The organism is Sedimentitalea nanhaiensis DSM 24252 (assembly GCF_000473225.1).
GTDB lineage: Bacteria > Pseudomonadota > Alphaproteobacteria > Rhodobacterales > Rhodobacteraceae > Sedimentitalea > Sedimentitalea nanhaiensis.
On the sequence record NZ_KI421509.1, the window covers coordinates 3971226 to 3996939 of the forward strand.

General features: G+C 59.0%; 24 protein-coding genes and 2 pseudogenes. 9 read left to right on the forward strand and 17 right to left on the reverse strand.

The genetic code is table 11. From position 1 onward, the window contains the following. Positions 1-7 precede the first annotated feature (7 nt). Both NANH_RS0121680 and NANH_RS0121685 read right to left on the reverse strand, forming a co-directional pair. Entirely contained in the window at positions 8-1258 is a 1251-nt protein-coding gene (locus tag NANH_RS0121680) for a sarcosine oxidase subunit beta family protein (RefSeq protein ID WP_027263932.1), read from the reverse strand. A 106-nt stretch (positions 1259-1364) separates the two neighbouring features. Beyond that, positions 1365-2300, reverse strand: coding sequence for a LysR substrate-binding domain-containing protein (locus NANH_RS0121685; RefSeq protein WP_027263933.1), 936 nt, complete (start codon positions 2298-2300; stop codon positions 1365-1367). Positions 2301-2764: 464 nt separating this feature from the next. Between NANH_RS0121685 and NANH_RS0121690 the strand changes: the two genes are divergently transcribed. Both NANH_RS0121690 and NANH_RS0121695 read left to right on the forward strand, forming a co-directional pair. Beyond that, positions 2765-2956 (forward strand): hypothetical protein, encoded by a 192-nt coding sequence (locus NANH_RS0121690; RefSeq protein WP_027263934.1) that lies wholly within the window; start codon positions 2765-2767, stop codon positions 2954-2956. Beyond that, on the forward strand, positions 2953-5322 hold the full coding sequence (locus NANH_RS0121695) for a DUF1989 domain-containing protein (protein WP_027263935.1): 2370 nt from the start codon (positions 2953-2955) through the stop codon (positions 5320-5322). Before NANH_RS0121690 ends, NANH_RS0121695 begins: the two co-directional genes overlap by 4 nt. A gap of 88 nt (positions 5323-5410) precedes the next feature. Here NANH_RS0121695 and NANH_RS0121700 read toward each other — a convergent pair whose 3' ends face one another. The 9 genes from NANH_RS0121700 to NANH_RS0121740 all read right to left on the reverse strand — a co-directional run bounded on the left by NANH_RS0121700 (position 5411) and on the right by NANH_RS0121740 (position 13878). Then, complete coding sequence (locus tag NANH_RS0121700) at positions 5411-6475, reverse strand: TRAP transporter substrate-binding protein (protein ID WP_027263936.1); 1065 nt, start codon at positions 6473-6475, stop codon at positions 5411-5413. A gap of 19 nt (positions 6476-6494) precedes the next feature. Beyond that, positions 6495-8018: a TRAP transporter large permease gene (locus NANH_RS0121705; RefSeq protein WP_027263937.1), complete on the reverse strand. Its 1524-nt coding sequence runs from the start codon at positions 8016-8018 to the stop codon at positions 6495-6497. Further along, positions 8015-8509, reverse strand: coding sequence for a TRAP transporter small permease subunit (locus tag NANH_RS0121710; RefSeq protein WP_027263938.1), 495 nt, complete (start codon positions 8507-8509; stop codon positions 8015-8017). The genes NANH_RS0121705 and NANH_RS0121710 overlap by 4 nt, the downstream gene beginning before the upstream one ends. A gap of 123 nt (positions 8510-8632) precedes the next feature. Then, positions 8633-9241 (reverse strand): tetratricopeptide repeat-containing protein, encoded by a 609-nt coding sequence (locus NANH_RS0121715; RefSeq protein ID WP_245601491.1) that lies wholly within the window; start codon positions 9239-9241, stop codon positions 8633-8635. After that, positions 9192-9899 (reverse strand): ABC transporter ATP-binding protein, encoded by a 708-nt coding sequence (locus NANH_RS0121720; protein ID WP_036050206.1) that lies wholly within the window; start codon positions 9897-9899, stop codon positions 9192-9194. The genes NANH_RS0121715 and NANH_RS0121720 overlap by 50 nt, the downstream gene beginning before the upstream one ends. Continuing rightward, a complete protein-coding gene (locus tag NANH_RS0121725; protein WP_027263941.1) occupies positions 9889-10656 on the reverse strand; it encodes an ABC transporter ATP-binding protein in 768 nt (255 codons plus the stop codon). Before NANH_RS0121725 ends, NANH_RS0121720 begins: the two co-directional genes overlap by 11 nt. Then, positions 10653-11642, reverse strand: a complete 990-nt coding sequence (locus NANH_RS0121730; protein ID WP_245601492.1) for a branched-chain amino acid ABC transporter permease — start codon at positions 11640-11642, stop codon at positions 10653-10655. Before NANH_RS0121730 ends, NANH_RS0121725 begins: the two co-directional genes overlap by 4 nt. Beyond that, positions 11635-12504, reverse strand: coding sequence for a branched-chain amino acid ABC transporter permease (locus NANH_RS0121735; RefSeq protein WP_027263943.1), 870 nt, complete (start codon positions 12502-12504; stop codon positions 11635-11637). Before NANH_RS0121735 ends, NANH_RS0121730 begins: the two co-directional genes overlap by 8 nt. A gap of 81 nt (positions 12505-12585) precedes the next feature. Then, positions 12586-13878: an ABC transporter substrate-binding protein gene (locus NANH_RS0121740; protein WP_027263944.1), complete on the reverse strand. Its 1293-nt coding sequence runs from the start codon at positions 13876-13878 to the stop codon at positions 12586-12588. 476 nt (positions 13879-14354) lie between these two features. Between NANH_RS0121740 and NANH_RS0121745 the strand changes: the two genes are divergently transcribed. Then, positions 14355-15083 carry a FadR/GntR family transcriptional regulator gene (locus tag NANH_RS0121745; RefSeq protein WP_027263945.1) on the forward strand — a complete coding sequence of 243 codons (729 nt, stop codon included), beginning with the start codon at positions 14355-14357 and terminating at the stop codon, positions 15081-15083. Between the two features lie 10 nt (positions 15084-15093). On the opposite strand, the gene NANH_RS0121750 is transcribed toward NANH_RS0121745, so the two are convergent. Next, positions 15094-16395 (reverse strand): ABC transporter substrate-binding protein, encoded by a 1302-nt coding sequence (locus NANH_RS0121750; protein ID WP_027263946.1) that lies wholly within the window; start codon positions 16393-16395, stop codon positions 15094-15096. A gap of 161 nt (positions 16396-16556) precedes the next feature. On the opposite strand from NANH_RS0121750, the gene NANH_RS0121755 reads away from it, so the two are divergent. Beyond that, the gene (locus tag NANH_RS0121755) at positions 16557-17903 is read left to right on the forward strand and encodes an NAD(P)-binding domain-containing protein (protein WP_027263947.1); all 1347 of its coding nucleotides are present in this window, start codon (positions 16557-16559) and stop codon (positions 17901-17903) included. A gap of 199 nt (positions 17904-18102) precedes the next feature. Here NANH_RS0121755 and NANH_RS29400 read toward each other — a convergent pair. Then, positions 18103-18392: pseudogene (locus tag NANH_RS29400) on the reverse strand (IS3 family transposase); the annotation flags it as partial. Here NANH_RS29400 and NANH_RS29850 point away from each other — a divergent pair. Further along, on the forward strand, positions 18331-18561 hold the full coding sequence (locus tag NANH_RS29850) for a PhnA domain-containing protein (RefSeq protein WP_367889528.1): 231 nt from the start codon (positions 18331-18333) through the stop codon (positions 18559-18561). The pseudogene NANH_RS29400 and the gene NANH_RS29850 sit on opposite strands and share 62 nt — an antisense overlap. A gap of 59 nt (positions 18562-18620) precedes the next feature. On the opposite strand, the gene NANH_RS0121765 is transcribed toward NANH_RS29850, so the two are convergent. The 3 genes from NANH_RS0121765 to NANH_RS0121775 all read right to left on the reverse strand — a co-directional run bounded on the left by NANH_RS0121765 (position 18621) and on the right by NANH_RS0121775 (position 21919). Further along, positions 18621-19193, reverse strand: coding sequence for a peroxidase-related enzyme (locus tag NANH_RS0121765; RefSeq protein ID WP_027263948.1), 573 nt, complete (start codon positions 19191-19193; stop codon positions 18621-18623). Positions 19194-19301: 108 nt separating this feature from the next. Then, positions 19302-20108, reverse strand: coding sequence for a crotonase/enoyl-CoA hydratase family protein (locus NANH_RS0121770; RefSeq protein ID WP_027263949.1), 807 nt, complete (start codon positions 20106-20108; stop codon positions 19302-19304). Positions 20109-20149: 41 nt separating this feature from the next. Next, positions 20150-21919, reverse strand: a complete 1770-nt coding sequence (locus tag NANH_RS0121775) for an acyl-CoA dehydrogenase (protein ID WP_027263950.1) — start codon at positions 21917-21919, stop codon at positions 20150-20152. A 122-nt stretch (positions 21920-22041) separates the two neighbouring features. On the opposite strand from NANH_RS0121775, the pseudogene NANH_RS29715 reads away from it, so the two are divergent. Together NANH_RS29715 and NANH_RS29720 are read left to right on the forward strand one after the other, a co-directional pair. Next, a pseudogene (locus NANH_RS29715) lies at positions 22042-22596 on the forward strand (AraC family transcriptional regulator ligand-binding domain-containing protein); the annotation flags it as partial. A gap of 93 nt (positions 22597-22689) precedes the next feature. Then, positions 22690-23061, forward strand: coding sequence for a helix-turn-helix transcriptional regulator (locus tag NANH_RS29720; RefSeq protein WP_322786820.1), 372 nt, complete (start codon positions 22690-22692; stop codon positions 23059-23061). 210 nt (positions 23062-23271) lie between these two features. Here the strand turns inward: NANH_RS29720 and NANH_RS0121785 are convergent, their stop codons facing one another. Beyond that, positions 23272-23748, reverse strand: coding sequence for an Lrp/AsnC family transcriptional regulator (locus NANH_RS0121785; protein WP_027263952.1), 477 nt, complete (start codon positions 23746-23748; stop codon positions 23272-23274). A 92-nt stretch (positions 23749-23840) separates the two neighbouring features. On the opposite strand from NANH_RS0121785, the gene NANH_RS0121790 reads away from it, so the two are divergent. Both NANH_RS0121790 and NANH_RS27590 read left to right on the forward strand, forming a co-directional pair. Next, a complete protein-coding gene (locus tag NANH_RS0121790; protein WP_027263953.1) occupies positions 23841-25043 on the forward strand; it encodes a methionine gamma-lyase in 1203 nt (400 codons plus the stop codon). A gap of 209 nt (positions 25044-25252) precedes the next feature. Next, the gene (locus NANH_RS27590; protein ID WP_074920602.1) at positions 25253-25696 is read left to right on the forward strand and encodes a hypothetical protein; all 444 of its coding nucleotides are present in this window, start codon (positions 25253-25255) and stop codon (positions 25694-25696) included. The last annotated feature ends 18 nt before the right edge of the window (positions 25697-25714 follow it).

A 25714-nucleotide genomic window follows, 5' to 3' on the forward strand; every position in this document is an offset into this window, starting at 1 on the left:
GGGTCCCCTAATGCAGGTTGGGCTGTGCGCCCATGCCTTTTTCGTCGATCATATAGCCGCGCCTGAACCGATCGAACCGATAGGCGGTGGCAGTGTCGTGCGGCGTGTCGGTGGCCAGCAGATGCGCATAGACAAAGCCCGAGGCCGGGGTGGCCTTGAAGCCGCCGTAACACCAGCCACCGTTGAAATACAGCCCCTCGATATGGGTGCGGTCGATAATCGGGCTGCCGTCCATCGACATGTCCATGATGCCGCCCCACATCCGCAGCAAACGCGCACGACCCATTGCCGGGATCAGGGACATGCCGCTTTCGCAGACATCTTCGACAACCGGCAGGTTGCCGCGTTGGGCATAAGAGTTATAGCCATCGAGATCGCCACCAAACACCAGCCCGCCCTTGTCGGATTGGCTGCAATAGAAGTGCCCTGCCCCATAGGTGATGACGCCGGGAAGAACCGGCTTCAGACCTTCGCTGACAAAGGCCTGCAGCACGTGGCTCTCGATCGGCAGGCGCATGCCGGCCTTGGCCATCAGCCGCCCCGATGATCCGGCGACACATGCCGCGACCTTGCCTGCCCCTATGAACCCGCGGCTGGTCTCGACGCCCTTGCAGACACCGTCTTCGATACGGAACCCGGTGACCTCGCAATTCTGGATGATGTCCACGCCATGGCTGTCGGCCCCCCGCGCATATCCCCAGGCGACCGCGTCATGGCGCACAGTGCCCCCGCGCCGCTGCGCGAGACCGCCCTTGATCGGGAACCGGGCGTCGTTGAAATTCAGGAACGGATACTCGGCCCGGATCTGGTCGGCGCTCAGCAATTCGGCATCCGCTCCGTTCAGGATCATCGCATTGCCGCGGCGCACAAAGGCGTCGCGCTGCGGGTCGGAATGGATCAGGTTCAGGATGCCGCGCTGGCTGACCATGGCGTTATAGTTCAGATCCTGCTCCAGCCCCTCCCAGAGCTTTAGCGAGAATTCATAGAACGGCTCGTTGCCGTCCAGCAGATAGTTGCTGCGGATGATCGTGGTGTTGCGGCCCACATTGCCGCCGCCGATCCAGCCCTTTTCGATCACCGCGATGCGTTTCTTGCCGAACTGTTTGGCCAGATAATAGGCGGTTGCCAACCCGTGCCCACCGCCGCCGATGATGACGTAATCATAGGACGGTTGCGGCTCAGGATCACGCCAGGCTGCTTTCCAGCCCTTGTGTCCCGTCAAAGCTTCCTTGATGACCCTCAGACCAGAGTATCGCATGAATGACCTCGTTCATTTGCGACACGAGTTTGTGGGAATTCCAGAAAAAATTAAGGGCATATCGGACAAACACCTCACAATATGCGACATGTTGCCAAATTCAACCCTAGGTTACGATCGCACCATACCGATGTCGCGCCTTGCTGATCCCCATCAACCAGTCCTCGACCACCTGCCGGTCGTCAGATTGCAGCGCATTCTCCGACTTCAAAAGGTAGTAACCGTATTCAGTACGCACATTGACCGACTCTACCGGACGCACCAGCTTGCCCTGTTCGATGTAAGGGTCGACAAGATGCCCCCACCCCAGCGCGATCCCCAAACCGTCCACCGCCGCCTGAATTGACAGCGGGTAGGTGTTGAACAACACCGCCTGCGTGGGCTCGCGCCGGGTGCCACCCGCGCGCCGAAGCCAGGTTTTCCAGTTCATCCACTCTCTATGGCTCGATGAAACCTCGATCAGATCCAGCTGCGGCAGGGTTTCCAGATCGCCCGCCCGTGGATGAGCCTGCAGGTAGTCTGGCGAGCAGACCGGAAACACAGTCTCCCCGAACAGCATCCGCGCCTCAAACCCCGGCCAACGACCGTCTCCTCTCAGAATCGCCAGGTCGACCGTTTCGGACAGGCATTCCTCGTCATTGTCTGACGCGACGAGCTTGATCTTGACGTGTTTGCTGGTTTGACTGAAATCGCGCAGCCGGGGCATCAGCCACAGGGATGCAACCGAATTTGTCGCCGCTAACGTCACCGGCTTGTTCTTTTGCTGTGCAACAATCTGGCTGGAGGCCTCTCGCAGATCCCGCAGCGCCGGCTGGATTCGGCTTAGGTACGACACACCTTGCGGTGTCAGGCTGATCGACCGATGACCGCGCAGAAACAACGTCACATCATGGTGCAACTCCAGCAGGCGAACCTTGCGGCTGATGGCAGTTTCACTGATGTTCAGCTTTTTGGATGCCCCGACAAAGCTCTCGCATTCGGCTGCGGCCTCAAAAGCCAATAGATAGTCCAATGGCGGAAGGGACGATTTACCTTTAGACATTTTCCGATGAAAGCCTTTGTTATTGCTCATAAGTTCTATGGGTCAAAAGGGTACTCCCAAGCCATGGTACACAGACCGCTGCGCCGCCGAATCCAGATGCCCCCAATTTCCTGAGGCACAGCGTATCAAAAAAACATTCAGCAAAAAATCCGTTTAGGGCCACAGTTCTTGGCAGTTCGAGAAAACCATGATCGAACAAGAATCACGTCCCGAAAAGCTGCCAACCCACAGGAGCCGACATGACCCCAACACGCCTTGCCCTCGCGGATCGAAATGAGTCACGTGGTCGGGTAGCCATAGACCTGTTCGGATCCGGTCGATCGAGTTAGGCACGGTGGATCCCGCGTCAGCAAGAGATCGCCGCGGACACCATCGATGCCATTGGCCATAGCGCTGATTGGACATCGGGCAAGCAAGTTGCCTTCCCTACTATGACCCGACGCACCTCGTACAGGCGCCCGCGCATGCAAGAATTTCTGATGCTACAAGGCGAAATGACCGTTTCCGACGGCAAAATCTATCGCACCAGCGTTTCGATCAGCCAGAGGGTTGGGTCACAACACAGGTTTACCGTACTCACTTTGGCCGATCCGCTGGTGGCGGGCTACGGCAAGACAAGTCCTCTCGAACGCAATCAATCGGAACGACAGCCATGAACACAAACCCGATTTTTCCGGTGCCCTACGAACGCGCGGGCGTTTTGACGCCCGGGTTGCCGATCCTGCCCCACGGTGTAGAACGCTATCCCGTTCCAGGCGGGGGCAGCCGCGCGGTCCGTGTTGAGCAGGGCGACGAGATCACCGTACAGGATCGCGAAGGCCTGCAGCCCGTCGAACTGGTGTTTTTCGCACCGGACGGGCGATCCGACGCAGGCATGATAGGGGCCACCGGCGGGCGTGATCCCGCTGGGCTCAAGGCAGCGCTGCTGGGCGATCCTTCGGGCGCGCGCGTGGTACGGGCGCTGGACGCCGCCGGGTTCGACATCGCCCGTGCAGATGGCACAGTGATTTTTGAGGGCGGCTCGCGCCCCGGTGAATTCCGCAGCTTTGTCGCCGCCTGCGACGGGCTGCTGATCGTCTGTGCGGCGGGCGGTGCGATGGAACCGCACGAACAATGGGCTCCGACAGAGGTGGCCTTGTACATCCGCCGGGCCAACCCGGACATGGCCAGGAGCGGCCTGTTGCCGCCGGACCCGTTGGCCGATCCATTGATGGATTTCAACATCCGGCCCGGCGAGGCAAAACCCTATGAAGTCCGCAAGGGACAGTTCATTCAGGTGTTGGATGTGCAGGGACGGGAATGTTCCGATTTTCAGGCATTTTCACAACGCGCGCTGGATCGCGGCCTGGAACGCGAGATCGACCCAACCACAACGCGGTCCTTGATGGGGTCGCTTTACCCGGCACCGGGCATCTTTTCGAAATACTTCTCGGTCGATCAGGAGCCATTGGTCGAGATCGTGCGCGACACCGTCGGGCGGCACGACACCTTCGGCCTGGCCTGCACCGCGCGCTACTACGAGGATCTTGGCTATCCCGGCCATATCAACTGTTCAGACAACATGAACCGTGAATTGGCCGCCCATGGCGTGCGTCCGCGCGGTGGATGGCCAGCGATCAACTTTTTCTTCAACACCATGCTGGACGACGCCAATGCGATCAGCATGGACGACCCCTATTCACGCCCCGGCGACTATGTGCTGCTGCGCGCGCTCACCGATCTGGTCTGCGTGTCGACCGCCTGTCCCTGTGATGTGGACCCGGCCAATGGCTGGAACCCAACGGACATCCAGGTCCGCACCTATGATAAATCCAACGAATTCAGCCGTTCGATCGGCTGGCGCAAAACTCCGGAGGCGGATGTGGAACAAACGAAAAAGACAGGCTTTCATGATTGCTTTGCGCGTCATACCCGCGATTTCACCGAATATGCGGGCTATTGGTTGCCCAGCCAGATGACCAATCACGGCGCGATCGCCGAATATTGGGCAGCGCGGGAAAAGGCGGTGGTCATGGACCTCAGCCCGCTGCGCAAATATGAGGTCACAGGCCCGGACGCCGAAGAGTTGATGCAGCTTTGCGTGACCCGCAACATCAAGAAACTGGCGGTGGGTGGCATTGTCTATACCGCGATGTGCTACGAACATGGCGGCATGATCGACGACGGCACGGTTTACCGGCTGGGCGAGACGAATTTTCGCTGGATTGGCGGCAACGACCAGTCGGGGTTGTGGCTGCGCAAGCAGGCCACCGAACGCGGGATGAACGCTTGGGTGCGGGCTTCGACCGATCATCATTGCAACATCGCTGTGCAGGGTCCGCTGAGCCGGGACATCCTGAAACAGGTGATCTGGACTCCACCGCAACAGGCCACGGTCGAGGAACTGCCCTGGTTTCGTCTGGCGATCGGTCGTATCGGCGATTTCCACGGCCCGTCCGTCGTGATCAGCCGCACCGGCTATTCCGGCGAACTGGGGTACGAGATATTCTGCCACCCCAAGGACGCCACCGCGGTGTTCGACGCTGTCTGGCAGGCCGGAGAGCCGATGGGCATGATCCCTCTGGGGCTGAACGCACTGGACATGTTGCGCATCGAGGCGGGGTTGATCTTTGCCGGCTCGGAATTCGACGATCAGACCGACCCGATGGAGGCCGGCATCGGCTTTACCGTGCCGCTGAAGAGCAAAGAGGACGATTTCATCGGCCGCGCCGCATTGGAGCGACGCAAAGCGAACCCACAGAAACAGCTGGTCGGATTGGAACTGGCCGGGGGAATCGTGCCGACTCCGGGCGATTGCGTTCATGTCGGCAAACCGCAGATCGGCGTCGTCACATCTGCGGTGAAATCGCCGGTTCTGGGCAAGGTGATTGCGCTGGCGCGGCTGGACGTGGCCCATTCGGAACTGGGCGCGCAGGTCGAAATAGGACGGCTGGATGGCGATCAGAAACGTCTGTTGGCAACCATCGTGCCCTTCCCGCATTTCGACCCAACCAAGGAACGGGTCAAGGGCAACTACGGCTGACGCCTGGCAATCGGTGACGGTCCGGGCGAGGGTTTATCGCCTTCCCGGCTCGGGCGGGCGCGGGCCGGTGCCGCGCCCGTCCTGTATTTTACCCGCGTCCGGCAAGCATTGGCAAAGTCATTGCGGCGGCATAGTCCTGCGCATTCGCCAGATAGGTGTCATAGCTTTCACGCACCCGTGCCACATCCTCGTTTGCAGCGGTTAGCTCCTCTTGAACTTCACCCCAGGCCACCCGCGCTGCGCCGATCACATCTTCGGGAAACTGACGGAAGTCGACGCCGTCCTCGCGCAGCGAAGCCATCGCCTGAGCGTTGAAGAAATCGAACTGCGCATGGTTTTCCAGCGCCGCCGCAGCGGCCGCGTTTTCGCAAATCGCCCGCAGGTCGGCAGGCAGTTCGTCCCAAGCGTCCTTGTTGAATACCACCGCCAGCCCTGCCCCGGGCTCGGTCAGCGCGGGCAGATAGCACAGCTTGGTAATTTTCTGCAGCCCAAACGCCTGGTCCAGCATCGGCCCGACCCATTCGGCCGCGTCGATGGCACCCGACTGCAACGACTGGAAGATTTCCGGCGGCGGCATCAGAACTGCGTTCACGCCCAGCTTGCGGAACACCTCGCCGCCCAGACCGGCAATGCGCATGTTCAATCCCTGCAGGTCCGCGACGCTGTTGATCTCGTTCTTGAACCAGCCTGCCGACTGGGTGCCCGAGTTGCCGGAATAGAAAGGCTTCAGCCCCCGCTGCGCATAGATGTCGTCCCAGATTTCCTGCCCGCCGCCCCATCTCAACCAGGCCACCTGTTCGCCAGCCGTCATGCCAAACGGCACCGCAGTGAACCAGTGCAGAGCCGGATTCTTGCCTGCGGCATAGTATGTCGGCCCGTGCCCGGCAGGCGCGTTGCCAGACTGCACCGCATCCTCGACCGCAAAGGGCGGAACCAGTTCGCCGCCGCCATAGACCGTAAACGTCAGCCGCCCATCGGACATGGCGGCAACCTTTTCGGCAAAGGTGGTGACGTTGGTGCCAACGCCGGGCGCGTTCTTTGGGAATGCCGTGGGCAGATTCCACTGAATCTTGCCCTGCGCGATGGCCGGGCTGGCCAGCGGCGCGGCAGCGGCCATGGTGACGCCGGTGGTCAGGAAAGTTCTGCGTTTCATGTGACTTGCTCCTCGGTTATCAACGGAAAATCAATGTGGGTAGCCAGGTAGCCAGCCCAGGTACGGCGATCAGGACGCCAAGCGCGATCAATTGCAAGGCCACAAAAGGCAGGACACCAAGATAAATATCGCCGGTTGTGATATCGCGCGGCGCGGCAGATCGAAAATAAAACAGCGCAAAGCCGAACGGCGGCGTCAGAAAGCTGGTTTGCAGGTTCATCGCCAAAAGCACCCCGAACCAGACCGGCGACAGATCGGTGCCCAGCAGCGGCGGCCCCAGCAGCGGCACCACGATATAGATGATCTCGACCGCTTCGAGGATAAAGCCAAGCACGAAGACGATCGCCATAACCAGCGCCAGTGCGCCCCAGGTGCCACCGGGCATACCGGCCATCATTGCCTCGACCATATGATCTCCGCCAAAGCCGCGAAAAACAAGCGCCAGCAACGAGGCGGCGATGACGATGCCAAACACCATTCCTGAAATTTTCAGCGTTTCGCCCACAGCCCCCGCCATCACGCCCGCGCGCCACAGCCGCAGGCCAGCGGCCAATGTGCCAAGGCCGATCAGGGCCGCAGCGATCAGCGCGAGCGTCTGTGCGGCAATACCGGCAAACGACAGAAAGACCAGTACCGCCGCCGCCAAAGCCGCCGCCAGGATCAGCGGTCGCGCGCCGCGCAGGGTGCCTGTATCGCGGTATCCGGCCAGCAACAGCGCCCCGATGGCCCCCAACCCGGCGGCTTCGGTCGTGGTGGCGATCCCGGCAAGGATGGAGCCCAGAACCGACAGGATCAGCAACAGCGGCGGCAGGAAACTGGCCACGATCTCGCCCGCCGTGACATCGGACGGCACGCGCGGGCGCGCGCCATTCGTGGGCCGCAGAACGATCAGGATATAGACCGCATACAGCCCGACCAGCATCAATCCGGGCAACAGCGCCCCGGCAAAGAGATCCCCGACCGACACCGGGTCAGGGGCAAAATTCCCCGCCTTTTGCTGCGCTTCGAGATAGGCATTGCCTATCTGATCGCCCAGCAGCACCAGCAGGATCGAGGGCGGAATAATCTGCCCCAAAGTTCCCGAGGCGCAGATGATGCCACTGGCCGTCCGCTTGGGCACACCCGCCTGCTGCATCGCGGGCAAGCTGATCAGCACCAGCATTACGACCGTCGCCCCGATGATACCTGTCGAGGCCGCTATGATCGCAGAAAAGGCCAACACCGACAGCGCCATGCCGCGCGGACTGCCGCCCAGCATGCGTGCCAGCACCGCCAGCATGTCCTCGGCCAGCCGGGATTTCTCCAGCAGCACACCCATCAGCACAAACAGCGGCACGGCCATCAGCAGCGGATTGGACATCACGCCGTAAACCCGCGCCGGAAAAAAGTTGAGAAAGGTCAGATCGAACACACCCAGAAGGCTGCCCAACACCGCCGTAACCAGCGGAACGCCGGCGATCGCCAGCATCGCAGGGATGCCGCTGAGGATGCCCGCAAACAGGCCCAGCAACATCAATCCCAGGAACAATTCCTGCGCGATCATTGCGCCACCCTGCTTGGACGCAACACCGCCGCAATACCCTGCAAGACGGTCAGTAAGGCGGCGACAGGCAACATGGTCTTGACCAGATAGACGCCGGCCAGCCCACCGGTTTCCACCGAACCTTCCCGGATCGACCAACTATAGGCCAGATCGGGCAGAAAGGCCCAGCCCATCAACCCGAAAACCGGGATTAGAAACAGCAGCAACCCCACCACATCGGCCCGACGCAGATAGGCATCCGACAGGCGCTCGGACAGTACCTCGACACGCACATGCCCGTCACGTGCCAAGGTATAGGGTATGGTCATGACCAACATCACCGCAAAGGCATATCCAGCCAGGTTCTGCACCTCGATCCGCCCGGCGTTAAAGCCGAACCGCGCCACGACGATCGTCAAAACCGACAGGGTCAGAACCCCGCAAGCCAACCCGCAGATCAGCGCCGTAACCCTGTCCAGCCATTGACACAGTTTCAAGTAGGATGCCCGCATTCCGCCCCCCAAATCCATTCGGCGCGACAGTGCAATATTGGCACGGCGGACACCAGAGGGGCAGATAGGGATTTCGCCGGTTCAATCGGGCGAAACTGGATTACGTGCCGACCGCGGCGGCATTCAGCTGTCGGGGATCAGCAGGCAGGCCGCCAGCATTTTTCGGGTATCGTCAAACACCGCCGGGCGCTCGCCCCTCCAGCGTGCAAAATGCCGATGCGGGGCCGGGCCACCGCTGGTCAGGTTGCGCAGCGTATCGCCGGTTTCGGTCGTAAAGCCCTGAATACGGCGCCGCAGGTTGTCGTGAAACCGGTCGCGGTGCAGCACTTCCAGGCGTAAATGGAACAGGCTCGATCGGGTCCGTGGCCGGATCTCCATGGCCGCGATATTGTCTGCTGCGTTCTGCCAATGCAGCAATGCCCGGCGTTGAAACCGCTCGGCCCGACCCAACTGGCCATAGTGACGCGCCAGTATTGCAAGCCCGGCCTGTGCGGTGGCCCGGCGCGGGTCGGTGGCGGCAAAAAAAAGCCTGGCAACAAAATCGGCCTGCCGGAAATGGCGACGGGCGCGGCCACGATCGTTGGCCAACCAGTCCCGGTTTGCAACCTCCAGAAGCCGCTCCCAGATCAGATCTGCCCGCCGCCAACCGGCTGCGCGCGCCGCGCGCATCTCGGCATCCCGTTCAGACCCCCAGATATGCGGCGCGAACATGCTCATTGTCGTGAAGCTCATGTGCGGGTCCCTCCAGTGCGGCGTTTCCGGTTTCCAGGACATAGGCGTAATCCGCCAGTTCCAGCGCCAATTCGGCGTTCTGCTCAACCAGAACGACCGACAGGCCGTTGGCGTTGATTTCCTCGATGATCTGCGCGATTTCCTCGACAATCACCGGAGCCAGGCCCATTGAAGGTTCGTCCATCAACAGCAGGCGCGGCTTGGACATCAGCGCCCGCCCGATGGCCAGCATCTGCTGTTCCCCGCCCGACATGGTCTGGGCCCGTTGCGTACGGCGCTCACGCAGCCGCGGAAAGCGGCGAAACACATCTTCCAGATCGTTTTCGACCGCATCCTTGTCCCGGCGCAAAAACGCACCGGTGCGCAGGTTTTCCTCGACCGTCATGCCGGGAAAGATGCGGCGGCCTTCGGGTACATGGGCAATACCGTGGGCAACCACCTTGTTGGCAGGCTGCCCGTCGATCCGCTTGCCGTCAAAAGTGATTTCGCCTGTCGTGATCGGCAACATCCCCGACATTGCCCGCAGGGTGGTGGTCTTGCCCGCGCCATTGCCGCCGATGATGGTGACGATCTTGCCCTCGGGCACCGCGATCGAGATATTCCGGATGGCGTTGATCTTGCCATAGTTGACGGCAATGTTCTTCATCTCAAGCAACATGGCGGGCACCTCCCAGATAAGCTTCGATCACCGCCGGATGATTGCGGATTTCGCGAGGTCCGCCTTCGGCCAGGAACTTGCCAAAACTCATACAGGTGATGGTGTCGCACAGCCCCATGATTGCCTGCATGTCATGCTCGACGATCAGGATGGTGATACCGTCATCGCGCAAGCGGCGCATCAACCCCATCATCTGTCGCGTCTCTTCCGGGTTCATGCCAGTAAAGGGTTCGTCCAGCAGGATCACGTCGGGATGGCTGGCAAAGGCCACCGCCATGCCAAGCGCGCGCTGGTGCCCGTGGCTGAGATCGCCAGCGATTTCCTGCGCCAGACCGTCAAGGTTGAAGAACTCCAGCGCCTCCATCGCGCGGGCCTGTGCGCCACGCCGGTCTTCCTTGTCCCAACCGACGATGGCGGCAAAGATGTTGGGACGAAACGGCATATGAGTGCCGACCAATGCATTTTCCAGCACGGTCAACTCCGCAAACAGGGTCGAATGTTGAAAGGTTCTCACCACGCCGCGCCGGGCGACCTCGTGCATCTTGAGCCCCGAAATATCTTCCCCACGCAGCAAAACCGCCCCTTCGGTGGGTTTGTAGAACCCAGAGATCATGTTGAACGTCGTGGTCTTGCCCGCTCCGTTGGGACCGATCAGCCCGTGGATGGTGCCATGTTCAACCGTAAAAGACAGCCGGTCCACCGCGACCAGCCCGCCGAACCGCATGGTCAGATCGCGCACCTCAAGAAAATGGGTCATTCCGCAGCCCCTTTGCTGGCTTTGTTCGGGGCGAGGCCGTCCGCGCGCCGTTGGCTGAATTTCTGCACAAGACTTTCCAACCCGTTGGGCAGGAACAGGATCGACAGGATCATGACAGCGCCATAGATCAGCGGCCGCATCTGCTCGAACCCCAGTTCGCGCAAGACAATCTCGTTCAGCACGGTCAGCACGATACAGCCCAGGATCGGCCCATAGAATGTGGCCGTGCCGCCGACGATGGCCCACGTCAGCACAAACACCATCACCTCGACATCAAAGCTGTTGGGATTGATCGTGCCGATGTAATGCGCCAGCAGCGCCCCGGCGATCCCGGCAAAACCGGAGGCGATGGCAAAGGCCAGAGTGCGATAGGCGCGCAGGTTGACCCCCGAGGCTTCGGCCAGCTTGTCCTGCCAGTGGACCGCATGAAAGGTTAGCCCGACGGGCGATTTCTCGATCCGCCACAGGATCCAAAGGCAGATGGCTACGATAAATCCGGAAAAGTAGTAGTACGAGACCGGCTCGAAGAAATCGAAGTCGTAGATGCCGATCGAAAAGTCCGGCATCGGATCAATCCCCTTGATGCCTTTGGCCCCGCCAAAGGGATCGCGAAATCGTTTCCACAGCAGGCGGATGATCTCTGATGCGGCAAAGCTGCCGATCAGAAAATAGAACCCTTTCATGCGAAACAGTGGAAAAGACAGGATCACCGCCACCAACGCCGCCGTGATGCCACCCAACAGCATCGTAACCGGTACATAAATGCCCAGTTTCTTGGAAAACAGCGCGCTGGCATAGGCCCCTACACCCATGATAACCACATGGCCCAGCGACCATTCTCCCGTCAGCGTGAGCAACCGATAGGACGCGACCACAAGGACGTTGATGGTCAGAAAGACCAGGATTTCCTGTTGTGAAAAACTCAACCCGTGCGGCAGCAGCAACAGCGCGACCAGCAAGACCATCCAGACAATGTACTTAGGCACGATCCGCACTCCCAAACAGGCCCGTCGGCTTGACGATCAGAACGATCAGCATCAGGGACAACCCCACGATGTCCGCAAGGACCCCGTCATAGAAGGTGGTCACAAATGTATGCACAAAGGCATAGGCCACCGACGCCACAATGGCCCCTTCCAGCGACCCAACCCCACCAACAATAATCACGATGAACGCCGTCACGATCACTGAATGCCCCATATGAGGGTTGACCGAGACCAGCGGCGCGGTCAGCGCGCCAGCCACACCCGCAAGCCCGGCACCGATGAACATGGCGATCCGCGCGGTTTGATTGATCGAGATGCCTTGCAACATCGCCGCCTCCGGATCCTGGGCCGAGGCCCGCAACGCCCAACCGAACCGGGTGCGCTTCAGGAAATACCACAGGGACGACAACAGCACGATTGCCGCGACGATGACATACAGCCGCGCAACCGGAAGGCGCACCTTGTCGCCAAGGCTGAGAACCTCCTGGGTCACCGGCGGGATATGCTCCATCCGCACACCAAAACCCAGGACTGCCAGCGACTGCAGGATCATCAGGAACCCGATCGAGGCGACCAACCCCCCCAAGGGATTATCGCGCAACGGTCGAAACAGGGCACGCTCCATCACCAGGCCCAGACAGCCGACAAAGATCAGCCCTGCGGCCACGGCGACAAAGAAAGGCACCTGCAGATCGGCGTACAGCGCCACGACGGCATAGGCCCCGACCATGAACAATTCGCCATGCGCGAAATTCACCACGCCCATGACTCCAAAGATCAGCACCAGGCCGACGGCGACCAGAGAAATATAACTTGCGGCATAAACGGCGTTCAGGCCGGTCTGCGCCAAGAGGTCCAACATATTAGCCTCGTTTGCAAAGGGGTATCGGCGCGGCGTGGACCCAACCACGCCGCTCAGGATCGCGCGCTTACCGCGGACGGATCAGCTGCGCTGATCCCACATCTGGTCATAGGCCTGCATGTGCTTGACCAGCAGATCGCCGTGTTTATCGTACCAATCGGGAATCGAGCGGAACCCCTTGATCACGGCCTTGCCGTCCTGGATCACGACCACCGGCCAGTCGCCGACCAGTGCATTGTCGATACCGAACAATTCGGTTCCCCACCATTTGGCATCGCCAAATGCGTGGTTGCCCGTTCCACCCTCTTTCATCGCTGCGGCCACCGCATCCGGCGCCGCCGATCCGGCCTTTTCGGCGGCGGCCTTCCACAAATCCATGATCGAGGCATATTCCCAGCTGACCGCCCCCCACTGACCCGGGTGACGTTCGTTATAGGTGGCGTAGAACCCGTTGGGATCCTCAAAATTGATATTGTCGCCATTCAGGGCCGGATCATCGAAATCCGGGAACTGGAAGATGAACCCTTCCATGAATTCCTTGGATGTCTTGGCGATCATCTGGTCGTAGAAATCGGCGGTGGCCGAGATGATCTGACCGGTAAAGCCCTGCTGAAACAGCTGTTCGGCGATCGGATGCACATAATCCGAATAACAGGTGTCCAGACAGACGATGTCCGGGTTCTTGCTGAGCAGGCGGGTGACCACAGGCGCAAAATCCGTGGTGGCCGGATCGAACAGCAGCGGCTCGTCCAGCATTTCAATTCCCGCGGCTTCAAAAGCGGCCAGATATGTGGCGACCGAAGGCAGGCCCAGGGCATCGTCCTGCGCGCACATCACCGCGGTTTTCAACTCGGGCCGGTTCTCGGCCAGCCATTCGACCCCGGTGACCAGATAGATCGGGTGTACCTCGGTCGGGGCAAAAAGCGTGGCGGTGTCTGGCGACAAATCCGACGGCAGCAGGGTCGAGAACAGCATCCCCGTCCTGTCGGCCACCGGCTGCACGCCGGGCCAGGTGTCGCCCCCCAGCATCATGATGAAACTGACGCCATCCTCGCGGATCAGCTTGGTCGCGCCGGTGCGCGCCTTGGCCGGGTCGTATTCATTGTCATAGGATACCAGCTCGACGGTGTAACTGTCATCACCCAGTTTGATACCGCCAGCCGCATTGACCCGCTCGGCCCAGATCTGACAGCCGTCCAGCCCGGGCTTGCCCCAGGCGGCAACCGCGCCGGTCAGCGGGGCCAGAAAACCGATCTTGATGGTCTTGTCGGCCGCAAAAGCGGCACCGGGCAACCCCGCGCTGATTGCAGTGACTGCGCTGGATTGAAGGAACGTCCGGCGCGTTAGGCCGGCTTTGACCAGGTTCGAAATCATTTAATTCTCCGTGTTGGCTCCGCATGCGTTCGCGCGGTTTATTGTTGTTGAAACCGAACCGGCGTTGCGCCCGCATGGATCGAGCCGGGAGAGACCAGTTTTATACCAAAACGAGAGAACCGGTTCGGTTTCTGACCTGACGTTAGCAAGAACTGGCCTGCCCTACAAGAAATTTTCTTTCCTTTCAGGTAAGTTTAGCGTTGCGCCGCGCCTGATAATGCTGGGATTTTCGCAATTTTCAGTACAAAAACATGCGCTTGCCGCTCATCTTTTGGACTAAAATATAAGGACCGGTTTCAGGCCAATTATAGGACCATATTTGCCTTGCACGGTCGACTGCGCTAGAATCCGCCGTATATGGCGGCCGCCATAACCGGCCGTCAGGATTGCGCAGCATCCATCGTGGCGCTATTGGCAGCGAAAGCCTGCGCCGGCCCATTCCGGGCAGGCCCTACGCTGTAACCGGGGAACAGAACATGACAGCTGCCGACGACCAGCGCACGTCCCACATGATTGCCACGCATTCCGTGGGCGCCACCGTTCAAGTGGTGATTGACAGCCTGTTCGCCCGCATCAAGTCGGGCGAATACCCAAGCGACACCCGTCTGCCATCAGAGCGCAGCCTGGCGTCGGAACTGGGCGTAGCGCGTAATACTGTGCGCGAGGCGCTGGATGTTCTGGAATCGCGACAGGTCATCCGCCGCCGCGCAGGATCGGGCAGTTTCGTGACCTACCGCTCGACCCCGCCCGCCCGTTCCAGCTTTAGCTCGATCGCACAGGATACCAGCCCGCTGGATCACCTGGTCGTGCGCGGCATTCTGGAACCGGAAATGGTGCGCCTGGCGGTGATTAACATGACCCCCCGTCAGATCGAGGAACTGGACACGGTTCTCTCCCGTATCGAAGCTGTGCGCGCCGATGTCGAAGACTTTGTCAGATACGAGGAGGAAATCTACCGCAAGATCGCTGAAGGCACCCACAACCCGTTGCTGGCGTCGTGCTACAACCTGACCATCGAAGCCTGCCGCCAGAGTTTTCGAACAGCTCTTTTGCGACGCCATCTGACGCCGAAAAGGATTCAGGATTATCAACAACGTTATAATACGCTCTTCAACGCCATAGCTTCACGCGATGTGGAATCGGCGGTCGAGTTTATCAAGCTGCACCTGATTGAAGAACAGAAGCTGCTGTTGCAAGAAAGCTGAGCGCGCCTCGCTATCCATCGGCACCGTGACGCTGCGCACGGGACGGTCGGTTGCTCGGCGGAAGGCGCTGATGCCACATCTGACCCAGGTCCGACATCTCCCGTTTCAGCACAGTGCCATGGCGCATCATCCAGTCCGAAATCGAGCGGAATTCGGCAATCCGTGCTTTGCCCTGGCGGATGGTCACGACCGGCCAATCACCGACCAAAGCATTGGAAATACCAAAGAATTCATCGCCCCACCAATGCGCCGACCCAAATGCATGGGTGACGTGGCCCAACTGCTTCATCGCCGCCATGACCGATAGCGACTGCACATTCCCCGCCTTTTCCACCGCCGCGTGCCAGATGTCCAGGATCGCGGCATATTCCCAGCTGACCGAACTCCACGTGCCTGGGAACCGGCGGCTGTACTCTTCGTAAAACGCCTTTGGCTGGTTGAAGAAGAACGCCTTTTCCCGCAGCAGAGGATCGTCGAAATCGGGGAACTGAAAGGTGACGCCTTCCATGAAGTCGACCGAGGTTCGGGCCACCAGCCGCTCGTATCCGTCCAGCGTGCAGGAAATGATCTGACCGTCATAACCCTGGGCATGGGCATATTCCGTCATAGCGTGCACCATCGGCGTATACGACGTGCTCCAGCACAGGATATCCGGCTTTGCATCGAGCATCGGCTGCACGATCGGGGCCGGGTCGGTATCATCGGGATCATACTGGACCTCATGCACAATGCCGATGCCCGACGCCTTGAATGCAGCGCGATAGGTGGCGAGAGACGGGCGGCCCAGCTCATCCATCTGGCTGCAGATCGCAACGGTCTTCAATTCCGGGCGGGTCTGGGACAACCATTCGACTCCGGTCACATTATAGATCGGGTGCAGCTCGCTGGGCGCGATGAGATAGGGTGTGTCAGGTGACAGGTCCGAGGGCAGCAAAGTCGAGGTCAGCACCTTGTTGTCGGTAACAAAGCCGCGCACCGGCGTGAACGTGTCCCCGCCCAGCATCATCAGGAACTTGACGCCTTCCTGATGCACCAAGTGCTTTGCCCCCAGCAACGCGCGCTCTGGGTCATAACCGCAGTCATAGGGGCAGATCCGGACCGGATAGCGCCGCCCGCCCAACAGCAGACCCCCGGCGCGATTGAGCCAATCCTCCCAGATGCGGCAGCCGTTCAGGCCGGGCTGACCCCAGCTTTCAACTCGGCCGCTGAGCGGCGCGAGAAATCCGACATTCACCGAATCTGCCATGCCGACCGACATCCGTGGCAGGGCGCTCTTGACGGCAAGTTGATGTGCAAAACTGGAAGATCCCATACCCGAACCGTAGCAGAGAAAAGGCGTACAGCCAAAGCCTTAGTCAGAAAGATATATTCCCTTTGTTAAAATTGATTGACAGGCAGGCGCAGTTTCTGCGTAACTGGACCAGACCAAAAGAACCAAAATTTTACATTGGTATGAACCAATAGGGAGACAGCATGACAAAGAAACGTGTGGCCATCATCGGAGCCGGGCCGTCGGGTCTCGCGCAACTGCGCGCCTTCCAATCTGCCGCAAAGAACGGCGAGGACATTCCCGACATCGTCTGTTTTGAAAAGCAGGGCGAATGGGGCGGCCTGTGGAACTACACGTGGCGCACCGGGCTGGATGAGAACGGCGAGCCTGTGCATTGCTCAATGTACCGCTACCTGTGGTCCAACGGGCCGAAAGAAGGTCTTGAGTTTGCCGACTATTCCTTTGAGGAACATTTCGGCAAACAGATCGCATCCTATCCGCCGCGTGCCGTGCTGATGGATTATATCGAAGGGCGGGTAAAAAAGGCCAACGTGCGCGACTGGATCCGCTTCAATACCGCCGTCCGCTGGGTAGAGTACGACGATACCACCCAAAAGTTCACCGTGACCGTACACGATCACGACAAGGACAGCACCTACAAGCAAGAATTCGACCACGTGATCTGTGCTTCCGGTCACTTCTCGACTCCAAACGTGCCGTTTTACGAAGGGTTCGATACGTTCAATGGCCGTGTGTTGCATGCGCATGACTTCCGCGATGCGCGCGAATTCACCGACAAGGACATCCTGATCCTGGGGGCTTCCTATTCTGCCGAAGACATCGGATCGCAATGTTGGAAATACGGCTGCAAATCCGTCACGTCCTCTTATCGCACGGCACCCATGGGTTTCAAATGGCCGGAAAACTGGGAAGAAAAGCCTGCCCTGGTCCGGGTCGATGGCAATACCGCATATTTCAGCGATGGCAGCACGAAAAACGTGGACGCCATCATTCTGTGCACCGGGTACAAGCACTATTTCAACTTCCTGCCCGACGACCTGCGCCTGAGGACTGCCAACCGGCTGGCCGCCGCCGATCTGTACAAAGGTGTAGTCTATGTCCACAATCCAAGAATGTTCTACCTGGGCATGCAGGATCAGTGGTTCACCTTTAACATGTTCGACGCCCAGGCCTGGTGGGTCCGAGACGCTATCATGGGCAAAATCGAGATCCCGACGGACAAGCAGGTTCTGCTGGCCGATGTCGCCGAACGCGAAGCCCGCGAAGAGGAATCGGACGACGTGAAATATGCGATCAAATATCAGGGCGATTATGTCAAGGAACTGATTGAAGAGACTGACTATCCCACCTTCGACGTAGATGGCGCATGCCAGGCGTTCTATGAGTGGAAAGGCCACAAAGCCGATAACATCATGACCTTCAGGAACAATTCCTACAAATCCGTCATTACCGGAACGATGGCTCCGGTACATCACACACCGTGGAAGGACGCACTGGACGATACGCTGGAAGTTTATTTGCAGAACTGATTTCTTCGTGGGTGCGCTGCCTTTGCGTTGGCGTACCCACCCTCTTTTAACCACACACACTGCGGCGTTTGAATCGCCCCGGGTTTACCGGAGAGTAAAATACTCAAAGGCTGAGCCCCATGAGGAAGAGACGATTCACCCCGCTTCCGGGACATTCAGCTCAGCACCAACACGATCGATGGAGCGGGGCTTAGAAGTTTCCCTTTGCTGCCGCTGCCAGGATCGGCTTGTCCGGCGCCAGATCATAAACGGCCTTGCGCAATCGCTCATTCTCTTTCTGCAGACGCTTCAGATCCTTCGGTCCGCGCCCATTCCACCGTACTTCTTCTTTCAGCGGTAGAACGTCGGCTCAGTCCCGCCAATCTGTCGGATCGCATCCAGACGCGGCATCCCTTGCCCCGTCAGAATCTCAACCCGCCCTGACTTCGTGACAATCTCCTCGGCTTCGGTCGCTTGTTGGCCATGTGTTTCCTTCGTTTTCCTGAACATAGCGGAGGACCGCTTCAGCGGGGGAGGACCACCCCACAGCAACGGCAATATATTGGCTGACGGGGACACGGTGACGGCAATCGAGGATCCCAAGGTCGAGGGGGCTTCGTCGTCGAAGCAAAGTTGCCCCCCTCAACGCCAGACGAGCTTCACTCACAAGCCGCGATAGGACCTTAACACCGTCAATTTATGTTGATCGCCCTTCGACGTCGCAAAGCAAGCAAAAGCCTATTTCCGACCCATCATGTAAAACTCATCGTTCGGGCGCATCGACATAAAGTTCGCCATACGATTGGACAATCCGAAAAATGCAGTCACCCCTGCGATGTCCCAGATGTCTTCGTCATTGAATCCGTGGGTGCGCAATACCTCGAAATCCGCATCACAGATTGCGCGGGAATCGTTTGACACTTTCATGGCAAAATCAAGCATTGCCATCTGACGTGGCGTGATGTCGGCCTTGCGATAATTCACGGCCACCTGATCGGAGAGGGTTGGATTCTTCGCCCGAATTCTGAGGATTGCGCCATGGGCAACGACGCAGTACTGGCAGCCATTGTCGTTAGAGGTGACCACGATGATCATTTCGCGGTCAGACTTGGTCAACCCGCTGTCCTTCTCCATCAGCGCATCGTGATAGGCCATGAAGGCGCGAAATTCATCGGGGCGGTGGGCCAGCGTTAGAAACACATTTGGAATGAACCCGGCCTTTTCCTGAACCCCAAGGATCATCGCCTTGATATCCTCTGGCATGTCATTGATGTCTGGCACCGGATAGCGGCTGATTGGGTTCGCGGTCATATCATTTCCTTTCGAGGTGGTCGAAGCTGGTCGACGTTTTCGCCCACGTGACCACTGGCAAAATCTTAAGAGCATCGCCTGGACGCTCTTAAGGTAAACATAGCTGATTCAACTGTTTGGTCGAACACGTGCCGCGCTTTTGTCGGCAAAGGCTGCAAGCCGCGCGCGAGCATCGGGCTGGGTATTGACGACGCCGGCCACCACCGATTCAGCATAGGCTGCGTCGAGGGCGGACATGTTCTGCATATGGCTTACGGCCGAACAGATCGCGAAATTGGTCAGGGGCAGATTCTGCGCGGCCTTGCGCGCCAGCTCCAGCGCTTTGTCAAAGCTTGATCCTTCGACGAAGTACTGGGCCATACCAAGATCGCAGGCCTCTTGCCCCTGATAGACCCGACCAGTCAGCATCATGTCGATCATCCGGGATTTGCCGACCAGATCGGTAACACGGATTGTCGCCCCGCCGCCGGTGAACAGCCCGCGCTGCCCTTCTGGCAGGGCGAAGTAGGTGGTCCGATCCATGATGCGGATATGAGCCGAGCTTGCAAGCTCGAGCCCACCGCCGACTACAGCGCCTTGAAGTGCGGCGATGACAGGCACGCCGCCATATTCCATCTTGTTGAACGCCTCGTGCCAGCGCAGACAGACATGCATGAAGTCGGCGGGGCTGCGATCTGCGTCATGATGCTCAATCAGGTCGAGACCTGCGCAAAAATGGTCGCCTGCCCCTGCCAGAACCACGGCCTGAACGCCGGCCCGTGGTGCAACAGAGAAGAAATCGACCAGTTCTTCAATGGTGTCGAGGTTGAGCGCGTTTCGTTTTTCAGGGCGGTTCAGCGTGACTATCCAGACCCCGTCATCCTGAGGCTCAAGGGCGAGGTTTTCGTAGCGGGAAATATCAATCTGGAGCGGCATGTTATTGTCCTTTTGGTATCGGGTCATCATGGATTTTCGGATTACAGAACGGCGCCAAGCAGGCTCTCGGCGCCACCCGTAATCCGCTCGCGATGCACATGCGTCTCGGGAAGGATGTGATCGGCATAAAACCGCGCCGTCGCAATCTTGGCCGACAGAAAGGCGGTGTCATCACCCTGCTCCTTCAGCCTTTCGGCAACGACCACAGAGCGTGCCAGCTGCCATCCGGAAAACAGATTGCCAGCCAGCAGCAGGTAAGGCACTCCCCCGGCATAGGCCGCGTTGATGTCTGTTTTGTTGATCTCCAACAGATGGTCGACCGCGGCCAGGAATGAGAGGCGCGCGCGCCCCAGCTGTCTGGCGATGTCCTGGGAAACAGATGATCCCTGATGCAGATCCTTCTCGGTCTGCTCTATCATAACCGCAAAACGGCGTGCGGTCTCGCCACCATTGCGCAGGGTTTTGCGCCCCAGAAGATCGTTGGCCTGAATAGCTGTTGTGCCTTCATAGATCGGCAGGATCCGGGCGTCACGGTAGTGCTGCGCGGCCCCGGTTTCCTCGATAAAGCCCATTCCGCCATGCACCTGAACGCCAGACGATGCCACATCCACGGCCATTTCAGTGCTGTAGCCTTTGACCAGCGGCACCAAAAACTCAGCCAGACGCGCCGCATCGCTCTGTTCGGCGGCCGTTTCGCTGACACTTGCAAGCTCTTGCCAGCCCGCGGTAAAGGCCGCCATTGCCCTCGTGCCCTCGGTTATGGCGCGCATCCGTGCCAGCAAACGACGCACATCCGGATGGTGGATGATCGTGACAGCCCGGTTCGACGTTCCATCCACCGGCTGGCTTTGCACACGTTCTTTTGCAAATGAAAGCGCCTGCTGATATGCGCGCTCGCTTATGCCCACACCCTGCAAGCCTACGGCATAGCGCGCCGCATTCATCATCTGGAACATGTAATTCAACCCGGCGTTTTCCTCGCCCAGCAAGACACCGCTGGCGCCCTCAAATTCCAGCACCGCCGTGGGGCTGGCCTTGATGCCCAGCTTATGTTCAATGCTCTGGCAGCGTACGTCATTGCGCGCGCCGGGCAGGCCATCGTCGTTAACAACGAACTTGGGCACCAGAAAAAGGCTGAGACCCTTAACACCCGGAGGCGCATCCGGCAGGCGCGCGAGAACAAGATGTATGATGTTTTTTGACAGATCGTGTTCGCCGTAGGTGATGAAAATTTTTGTACCGGTTATGCGATATGTACCGCCCTCATGGCGCTCGGCCCGTGTTCGGAGCAATGAAAGATCGCTGCCCGCCTGCGGTTCTGTCAGGTTCATCGTGCCGGTCCACTCACCCGAGATGAGTTTTGGCAGATAGGTTTTCTTTGTTTTGGCATCGCCGGCCAGCAGTAGCGCCTCAATCGCCCCGTCGGTCAGCAACGGACACAGCGCAAAGCTCATATTGGCCGAATTCAGAATCTCCGTTGCCGCCGCTCCAACAGCCCGCGGCAGGCCTTGGCCTTCGTAGTCACACGGGTGCTGCAAGCTTTGCCAACCCATGTCAACGAACTGGGAATAGGCCTCTGCAAAGCCTGACGGCATAGTGACATGGCCATCTTGAAAGACTGATCCTTCCCGATCCCCGACCGCATTCAGCGGCGCAATTTTTTCAGCGCAAAACCGGCCAAACTCTTCCAGTACGGCCACCACGTCATCCAGTTCCAAACCTTCATCAACGCGCGAGGCTTTCACGGCTGCCCACCCTGAAAGGTGCTCGATGTTGAACAACATGTCCTTGATCGGGGCTTTCAATTCCAATTAACCGGCTCCTTACCTAGACTGGCGTTTCTTTCCAAATAATCCTATCTTTATACGGTTTCCATCTCAAAAATGGACGTAAACCTTGCAATAACTGCCAAATCCCAGGACAGAGTGCGCCTATGCCCTCAATATCCGATCCGCCTGTCCTGCCGACAGTCTCGCGCGCACTTCTGGAGGATTGGCTTACATCCTTACGGACTCATTGTGATCCGCGACAGCTGAAGGATTTCTTGAACCAAACCCGGCTGAGCGCGGCCGTACAGCCGCGCGCACGTGTCACTCATGATCAGATTGTCAAATTGTATCAACTGGTTGCAATCGGGACCGGAGACGAAATGATGGGCTTGTGGAGCCGACCGATCCGGACCGGTGCGCTCAAGCATCTTTGTGCTTCGGTTCGCGGTGCGTCATCCCTTTCAGCCGCATTGTTCCGGTTTACAACCTTCTGGAACCTGCTCCTTGATGACTACAGTCTCGATTTTCGAACCGATGCCGATCAGATGCAACTCATTCTCGTACCCAGAAACGATGCGACCCCTCAGCGATTTGGGCACATGCTGCTGATCAAACTCGCGCATGGAATTGCCTCGTGGCTTGCCGGGCACGAGCTTCCACTGCGGCGTGTCAGCTTTGTTTTTGCCCGACCGGAATTCGCTGAAGACTATCCGGTTCTTTTTCCCGCACCGGTTCATTTCGGCCAACCCGCGTCCGCAATCACATTTGACGCAAAACTGGGGAATTTGGCGGCCTCTCGCAGCGAATCCGAGATGCAGGATTTTCTGGTGCGCGCCCCGCGCGACTGGATATTTACCAACCTGCGCGAGCATGCCTTGCCGCTTCGCGTGCGAGAGCTGATTCTGTTGTCTGATCGACTTGACTGCAGTTTGACCAACGCGGCAGGAATGTTGGGGATGACGCCGCGGACCCTTATGCGACGGCTCGATTCCGACGCGACTTCATTTCAGGCGATCAAGAACGGGTTGCGGCGCGACATCGCCATTCGGGACTTGATGTCGGGTTCAAAAAGCATCGAAGCTATCGCTCAGGATATCGGTTTTGCCTCACCGGCAAATTTCCATCGCGCGTTTAAGCATTGGGTTGGCGCGACACCGGGTGCATACCGGCGAAGCGGTGCCTGAAAAAGACATCTGGCTTTGAACAAAGCCCCTCGGTGAGAGGCGCATATCGCGCGCCTTCTTGTCTGCTGGCAGAAATCTTTGACCCTCTGACGGCAAATCCGCCCGAGGAAAGGAAGGGCTTGGCCATCAGCCGATTCATGCAACAGAGCCCACCAAAGCCGATCACAGAGTCAACGATCCAGTATTGCTATCGGGGGCAAAAGCGGCCGATCAATCCACCTGGGGAAAAACATGCGTGCGCTTGACCACTCCATAGACAAAACTGGTGTCGATGGAGCTGATGCCACCGATGGGGTGTAACCGTACGCGGACGAAGCGTTCGTAGTCTTCCAGATCACTGACCACGACACGAAGAAGATAGTCAGACAGCCCCGTCATCACAAAACATTCCAATACCTCGGGGATATCGCGCATATGCGCCTCGAACCGCCCAACAACATCATCTGTATGTTTTTCGAGGCTGATCCGCACCATGACAGTCACGGGCAACCCATAGGCCTTGGCATCCACGTCCACACTATAGCCGGTGATGGCTCCGCTGCTTTCCAGCATGCGAAGACGCCGCAGGCAGGGGGAGGGAGACAGATTTACCGCTGTCGCAAGGTCAAGATTGCTCATCCTGCCATTGTGTTGAAGGGCTCTTAGTATCTTGCGGTCTGTGGCGTCTAATTTGTGTTTTTTAAGCATAATATGCCAAACTTTGTATAGGGCACGCACATAATAGCAACTAAACGCCTTTTGAAACAACATATAACGCCTCCAGAGATCAGGGGGCCTCCATGACGATAAAGCAGCAAGATTTTTCCACCCGCGCCATTCACCACGGCTATGACGCGCAGTCCGAACAAGGGGCGCTGAACCCGCCGATCTATATGAGTTCGACTTTTACCTTCGAAACCGCCGAGGCAGGGGGCGAGATGTTTGCCGGCGAAAAGCAGGGGCATTTCTACACGCGCATTTCCAACCCCACGCTGGACCATCTGGAGCGCCGGATTGCGAACCTTGAGGGCGCGCAGGCGGGGCTGTGTACGGCCTCTGGCATGGGGGCGATCACCTCGACGATGTGGTCATTTCTTGAGGCGGGCGATGAGGTGATCATCGACAAGACGCTTTATGGCTGCACCTTCGCCTTTATGACCCACGGGCTGCCGCGTTTCGGGGTAAAGGTGACGCTGGTCGATATGACCGAGCCGGGGAACCTGCGCCATGCGATCGGCGCAAAGACCAAAATCGTCTATTTCGAGACCCCGGCGAACCCCAACAACCGCTTGGTGGATATTGCCGCGATTTCGCAGATCGCGCATCAGGCGGGGGCCAAGGTGGTGGTGGACAACACCTATGCCACGCCCGTGCTGACGCGGCCGATCGAACACGGTGCGGATATCGTGGTGCATTCGGCCACCAAATTCCTGAGCGGTCATGGCGATGTCGTGGCGGGCCTGATCGTGGGCAGCCAAGAGGATATGATGCAGGTGCGGCTGGTGGGGTTGAAGGATATGACAGGGGCCGTGATGTCGCCCCTCACGGCGATGCTGCTGCTGCGTGGGATCAAGACGCTGGACCTGCGCATGGCGCGGCATTGCGAGACCGCGATGAAAGTCGCGCAGGCACTCCAAGCGCATCCGGCAGTGTTGTCGGTCTCCTACCCCGGTCTGGATAGCTTCCCCCAAGCCGATCTGGCACGGCGTCAGATGTCGGACTTTGGCGGGATGATCCCGTTCGAGGTGAAAGGTGGCAAGGCGGGCGGCATTGCGGTCATGAACCGGTTGAAGCTGATCCAGCGCGCCGTCAGCCTTGGCGATGCCGAAAGCCTGATCCAGCACCCCGCCAGCATGACACATTCCACCTACACCCCTGAAGAGCGCGCCGAGCACGGCATTGCCGAGGGGCTTGTGCGGCTCTCGGTCGGGCTGGAGGGCGCGCAGGACATTATCGACGATCTGGAAAGCGCCCTTGGGGCACACAATTTGCAGGCCGCCTGACAGCCCGAAGGTCAAATTCGGCGACCCGGCCGCGTGTACCATCCAATAGATCATCCCGAATCCCGGAGCGACATATGTCCAGCAAGAAAACTCCAGGCGACATCACCAGCAAGGCCCCCCGGCATACCGCGGATGGCTGGCTTAACCACATTGACCGCAGGCGCAAGGCAGGGCCATTCCTTAGCGATCGCTCCGCACCGGGCCGCGGTATGTCGACCCTATCAGTTCATACGGGAACCCACGATGCTTCGCGCATCGGCGCTGCTGGCTCCCCGATTTATCAGGCGTCGACCATTGTGTTGAACGAGAGCCAATACCGATCAGTCGAAGATGGGTTCGCCCGCAACCGGTTCATCTATTGGCGCCATACAACCCGTCGGAATGGGCCGTGCCTGCCGATGGGCAACAATCAGGGGCCGAACCCGCGGAAATTGCTGCCGCCGGGACCGGTCTCGTGCATGATGGTCAGCATCATCGCCGGGGCCACGGCCGAGGGCATTCAGCTCAAACCCGCCAGGATCGATTTTGATGCCACGCCCGAACAGTTCGCCGAACTGCATCGCAAATCACTGGCGCACAGCCCGAACGCGCAAACCACCCTGAACCCGGTTGGTCTGAACGGTGAAATTGCGAGCCCCCAGATTGAAAGCTGAAATACCGTGGGCGATAAC